This window comes from Endozoicomonas atrinae, from assembly GCF_001647025.1.
Classification (GTDB): Bacteria; Pseudomonadota; Gammaproteobacteria; order Pseudomonadales; family Endozoicomonadaceae; genus Endozoicomonas; species Endozoicomonas atrinae.
Map to the genome: position 1 here is coordinate 1 of NZ_LUKQ02000299.1, position 5646 is coordinate 5646.

Annotated in this window: 9 protein-coding genes; all 9 read left to right on the forward strand. The window is 56.9% G+C overall.

The window, feature by feature from the left end; genetic code table 11:
- The coding region (locus AK963_RS33565; protein ID WP_476588288.1) for a hypothetical protein at positions 1 to 494 on the forward strand (494 nt) is incomplete at its 5' end.
- Positions 495 to 607: 113 nt separating this feature from the next.
- Positions 608 to 973 carry a hypothetical protein gene (locus tag AK963_RS24665; RefSeq protein WP_066018046.1) on the forward strand — a complete coding sequence of 122 codons (366 nt, stop codon included), beginning with the start codon at positions 608 to 610 and terminating at the stop codon, positions 971 to 973.
- 3 nt (positions 974 to 976) lie between these two features.
- Entirely contained in the window at positions 977 to 1630 is a 654-nt protein-coding gene (locus tag AK963_RS24670) for a phage adaptor protein (protein WP_066018047.1), read from the forward strand.
- Positions 1631 to 2236, forward strand: coding sequence for a hypothetical protein (locus AK963_RS24675; protein WP_066018048.1), 606 nt, complete (start codon positions 1631 to 1633; stop codon positions 2234 to 2236). It begins immediately after the preceding gene.
- Positions 2236 to 2589, forward strand: coding sequence for a hypothetical protein (locus AK963_RS24680; RefSeq protein ID WP_066018049.1), 354 nt, complete (start codon positions 2236 to 2238; stop codon positions 2587 to 2589). Before AK963_RS24675 ends, AK963_RS24680 begins: the two co-directional genes overlap by 1 nt.
- A 9-nt stretch (positions 2590 to 2598) precedes the next feature.
- On the forward strand, positions 2599 to 2970 hold the full coding sequence (locus AK963_RS24685) for a hypothetical protein (protein ID WP_066017967.1): 372 nt from the start codon (positions 2599 to 2601) through the stop codon (positions 2968 to 2970).
- Between the two features lie 170 nt (positions 2971 to 3140).
- Complete coding sequence (locus AK963_RS24690) at positions 3141 to 3743, forward strand: hypothetical protein (RefSeq protein ID WP_066017966.1); 603 nt, start codon at positions 3141 to 3143, stop codon at positions 3741 to 3743.
- 27 nt (positions 3744 to 3770) lie between these two features.
- Positions 3771 to 4535 (forward strand): hypothetical protein, encoded by a 765-nt coding sequence (locus AK963_RS24695; protein ID WP_066018050.1) that lies wholly within the window; start codon positions 3771 to 3773, stop codon positions 4533 to 4535.
- Positions 4536 to 4541: 6 nt separating this feature from the next.
- Positions 4542 to 5646 (forward strand): hypothetical protein (locus tag AK963_RS24700; protein WP_066018051.1); only part of this gene is annotated, 1105 nt, incomplete at its 3' end.

Genomic DNA, 5646 nt, shown 5'->3' on the forward strand with positions numbered 1-5646 from the left:
GCGATGTACTGGGGAATATCTACACCGATGTGCATCCGGACAACAAGATCGACGGCGGTGGTACCGGTGTGGTGGTGGATAAGACCAATGTGCTGGATTACATCGTCGATATGGGCACGCTGCTGGACGAGAAGAACATTCCCGAGTCCGACCGCTGGCTGGTACTGCCACCCTGGGTGTGCGGGATGATCAAGAAGTCTGAGCTGAAAGATGCCTCTCTGGCCGGTGATGGTACCTCCATCATGCGTAACGGACGACTCGGGATCATCGACCGGTTCACGCTGTACTGCAGTAACAACCTGGCCACCGCGTCGGGGGTGACCCAGTGCCTGGCGGGCGTGAAAGATTTCGCCGGGTTTGCGTCGCAGTTTATCAAGCATGAATCGCTGACGCTGGAGAAGCACTTCGGCATGGGACACCGTGGCCTGCAGGTGTATGGCTATAAGGTGTTGAAGCCGGATGCGGGTGTTCTGCTGGCAGCCAAGCGTTCTTAATTTTTTCGTTGCCCGCTTCCCGCTGCCTGCTTTCCGAACAAGACTACATTCGTGGTGCTTTGCGGGGTGCGGGCGGCGGGTAGCGGGAAGCGTTTTTCAGAGGAGCTGAAAAAATGGCATTTAACCTGGAAACCTGCCGTAGCAAGGACGAACTGGAATCCTTTGCCCGGCAGATGTTTAACGTGGAGTTCGATAAGCGCAAGAAGCTGGATGAGTTAAAAAACGAAATACGTCAGCTGATGAACGGTGGTGAGTCACTGGAGCAACCGGAAGAGCAGGAGGCATTGGAAGAGCCAGGCATGGCTGAGGTGCTCACCGCGTTGGAACAGCCAGCGCCAACACCCCAACTACGAACCCGGAAGCCGCTGCGATTTGTGATGAACAAGAACAACAACAGCGTCTTTATCTACAATCCGAGGCTGAAGATACGAATAGGCGTGGATCTGGAGTTCTGTGATCAACAGGGTAACCGGCTGTAGGTGATGAAGGTTACCGAGATCATCCAGCGGGTGCGTGACCTGCTTCAGGACAACGCTGCCGTCCCCCGCTGGACCAATGCCAACCTGCTGGATGCCTATAACGAGGCGATATTGGCGGTGGTGCAGAACCGGCCTGATGTGAACTCGCAGCTACTGCCCTTTACCTGTCAGGCGCAGGCGGTGCAGTCACTGCCGCCAGGTACATACCGGTTGCTGGATATTGTGGACAATCCATCCACAGGCCGGACGGTGATTGCCTCCACCCGTAGCAGCCTCGACAGTCTGTTGCCCAACTGGACGACAGCCACCGGTACGGATGTGGAACAGTATGTCTACGACCAGAAAAGCCCGTCGGTGTTTTATGTGTACCCGGTGCCCCCTACGGATCACCCGCTGAACCTGCTGGTCAGCCAGGCACCCGCACGAATAGCCATTACCGATTTTGACACGGATACCCAGTTATTCAGTCTGGATGAACTGTGGATCAACCCGGTGATCAACTACATGCTGTTCCGGGCATTCAGCATGGATATGGAAACGGAAGCCAATATGCAGCAGGCGCAGAGTTACCTGGCCATGTTTGCCAATGACCTGGGGCTGAAGTGGAACGTGGATCAGCTTTTCCGGCAGATGCTACAGGGCAAGGTGGAGAGATAGATGGAACTGGACGTTTATCTGGGCAGAATACGGCCCTATGCCAAGGGCTGCCCGGATCAGGTGATCCGTAATTACCTGATCATTACCCTGCGGGACATTTGTCACCGGGCCAATATCTGGCGACATCATGACAAGCTGTTTATGGTGAAGGGCATTAAGGACTACACCCTGACCGACCCCGCTGGCAGTGAGATTGCCACGGTGCAGAATCTCCTGCGGGAAGACGGCACCCGATTGGAAAGCCGTGATCTGCTGCCGCCTTACCTCGCTTCCGGTACCCCTTATTACTACCGCCATGTTGAAACCAACGCACTGCAAGTTGCTCCGATCCCTGACAAGAATGCCATGCACGATATTGAGCTGACATTGATGCCATCGTTTGCTGCCACAGAAGTGCCGGACGAGGTGGGCAACCTGACACTTGAGTTTGCCTGCTGGGGTGTACTGGCAGATCTGCAAATGATGCCCGATGAGCCCTGGACCAACCCGCAGCTTGCAGAGGTCAATCTGCAGAAGTATGAGAAGGAACTCAACCGCAAGCGCATCCGTGGACTGGTGGGTGTCAGTGGTGGCGAACAGTCGGTGACCCGCAGGCGGTTTGTCTGATGGCCATTCCCGCTTCCACTACCCTGCCTGCCTTTATCCGGGGTGACAGCTATTCCGTACCGGTGTCGTTCAGTGGTGAGGATGGCACGTCGCTGGACCTGACCGGATGGACGCTGATCTTCACCCTGAAGTTTCACCGGATGCAGCCGGATGACGAAGCCGTGTTGCAAAAACGGATGGCGGTATCCGGCACGACGGCGGTGATGTCCCTGACACCGGAAGAGACCAATGAGCTGACTCCCTACCGTTATGAGTTTGATGTCCAGGTCACCACGCCCGATGGTCAGGCGGTGTCGACGGTGGCTATTGGAACGGTTGTTGTTCAGGCAGGCGTCACCCACGCATTGAGATAGGAGCCCGCGATGGCCAACGAGACGACCGTGGTCGCCACCCTTGGAAACGGCGTGGCCGTGGTGGCTGCCCAGCAGCAGAGCATTGCCGAAGACCGGCAGGCGATCGAGGAAGCCCTGGCCACGGGGTTGCCACAGATCGAAGAGGCAGTCGGGCGTGCCGATGCCCTGTCCAGCTCGCTGTGGGCGATGACCACGGAAAACCGGCAGCTCAACAGCGACATCACCCAGCACCATGGCGATATCCAACGCTGGCACGATGCCCATGAGGCCGACAAGTTGCAACTGACCGCCATGAAAAACGAGATGGAGGTATTGCATGACTCGGTGGCAGACCTGGTGAACCAGAGCCCTGCTGCCAATGTAAATGGCGGTTATTTCTGACCGCTTTCTTTCAATACCCAAAGGATTTGGAGTTGCTACGCGGCGGCAAGCGAGCGAAGCCTTGGGAGCATAGAAATACTATGTGACCAAGGAGAGTGAATGCAGCCAACAAAGTAGCAACTTCAAAGGCGACGGGTATAAACCGTCATAGATAGACAGGAGCGTCAACCATGGCGAACACCATTCAGATTAAACGCAGTGCCATTACCAACACCCCGGCCAGCCTGGCGGAAGGGGAGCTGGCCTACTCGGAAGCCTCCGGGTATCTGTTTATCGGTGAAACCGATGGCTCCGTAACCGCCGTCGGTGGTGAAACAGTGGTCACCAAACTGGCCGGGATCGACGATAACGCCAATAACTACAGCCTGCCCACGGCCTCGGGAGCGACCCTCGGTGGTATCAAGGTGGGTACTGGCCTGGCCATTGATGGCAGCGGCGTGCTGACCGCTACCGGTTCCGGCGGATTGAATGAGGCGCAGGTGGATGCCCGGGTTCAGCTCGGTGTGGATGCCATTGTGGCCGGAGCCCCGGCAGCGCTGGATACCCTGAACGAACTGGCGGCGGCACTGGGGGATGACCCCGACACCATCAGCAACCTGACCACCCAGATCGGCACCAAACTGGCCAAATCCTCCAACCTGGCGGATCTGACCAACGCCGCCACTGCCCGGAGTAACCTGGGGCTGGACAGCATGGCGCTTCAGTCCGCAGCCAGTGTCACCATCACCGGTGGTTCGGTGAACGGTGTGGTGCTGGATGGCGGCACCTTCTGATCCGACAGCAACCAGAGGAATGGGCCTGTGTCCAACACCATCAAACTGAAAAGCTCGGCGACACCCGGCAAGGTCCCGCTGTCGTCGGATCTGGCCTCAGGGGAGGTGGCGATCAATACCGCCGATGGCAAGTTGTTCGCACTGGTGGGTGGGGTGGTGACCTCATTAACCGCGCCACCGGATCATATTCACACCATTGCTTCAGTAGAGAGCCTTCAGGACATTATTACCGATCTGACCGCACGGATAGAGGCATTGGAGAGCCAGGGCAATAACGCAGAGGAAGACGATATGAAACTGCTCAGTACAGTATCCCAGTCGGGTGTTTCAGAAATGGTGCTGGACATCGGTTTTGATGATGCCCTTTATGGCGGGTATCAGCTGGTCATTAATAACCTCGGGATTGATGACAACGGTGACTACCGGGAGAAAAAACTGGGCATGGCCTTTAAGCAGTCCGATGGCTCCTGGGTAACGGGGTACGGCTGGGCCAATACCTCGGTGATCAAGAGTGACGGGTATACGCTGTCGGCTGGCCAATACTCCGGCTATGCCCTGGTGAATGGTGAGATGGAGTCGGTCTTTCTGTCCGGGACAATGACGGTCTCCGTGAACCCGAATGGTAAAGGTTCCTTCACTGCGCATCTGGACAGTGGCAACGGTGACCAGTACATCACGGCAACCCTGTCGGCACCGGTGAGTGGCTCGATCGCGGGCATCAAGTTCTACGCGGAAGCCATGAACCAGAACAAACTGGTGGGCACGGTTTCGGTGTACGGGCTGAAAAAATAACCCACCATGAAACTCGATATCACCTCCTTTACCGGCGAAGTCCCCTGGCTGGACAGCCATCTGCTGGAAGATACCCAGGCGGAGGCAGCCATTGACTGTCGTTTAACCAATGGCAGCCTGAGAGCCTACTATCAACCCGCCGATGAAAAGTCCCTGAACGATACCCCGCAGTCCATCTACCTCTATCGCAACGAAGGCGAACGGTACTGGTTTGACTGGATCGAAGACGTTGACGTGATTCGTTCACCCGTGGCGGACGATCCCAACAACCGGGTCTATTACACCGGCACGGTAAAAGGTCCCCGCTACACAGATAATGGTCTGGCATTGAGTGGTGGTAGTGACTATCCGGTTAATGACCATCAACTGGGGATGCCGGAGCCGGATGTGGCACCCGTGATGACTCTCAGTGGCACACCGCTGGAGGATGCTCAGGCAGTGGACGCCGAAACCCGCTTCTATACCTATACCTATACCTGGGTGGATGAGAACGGACGGGAAGGGCCGCCGTCATTGCCTTCTGCTGAGATAAGCGTACTGCCCGGTGAAACTGTCAACCTGACACTGGCTTCAGGGCCGGGTGCGGTTGACATGAACATTACCCACTTCAGGGTTTACACCAGTACGCAGGTGGGCGTGTATCAGCTCTGCACTCAGATCAACAATGCTGGAACCATCGGTACAGATACCCCGGTGGGCGTCACCAGTGTGGTGGATCAAACCCCGATGGATCAGCGGGGCGGCATCCTGAAAACCATCGGCTGGATCGCGCCACCCAATGACCTGCAAGGCATGGTGGTACTGCCCGGTGGCGTGGCGGTGGGCTTTTCCGGCAAAGAATTGATGTTCAGCGAACCCTATCACTTGTACGCTTGGCCAGCGGCCTATCGGCTGGCGGTGGAGTACGACATCCAGTCACTGGCGGTAGCGGCCAACAGTGTGATCATCACTACCAGCGGTTATCCCTATGTGGCCTTTGGTACTGAACCCAGTGCCATGACCCTGGAACGGCTGGATACGGCACACGCTTGCATCAGCAAACGCAGCATGGTGGATATGGGGGATATGGCACTTTACGCCTCGCCGGATGGGTTGGTGCGTATCGCTGGCG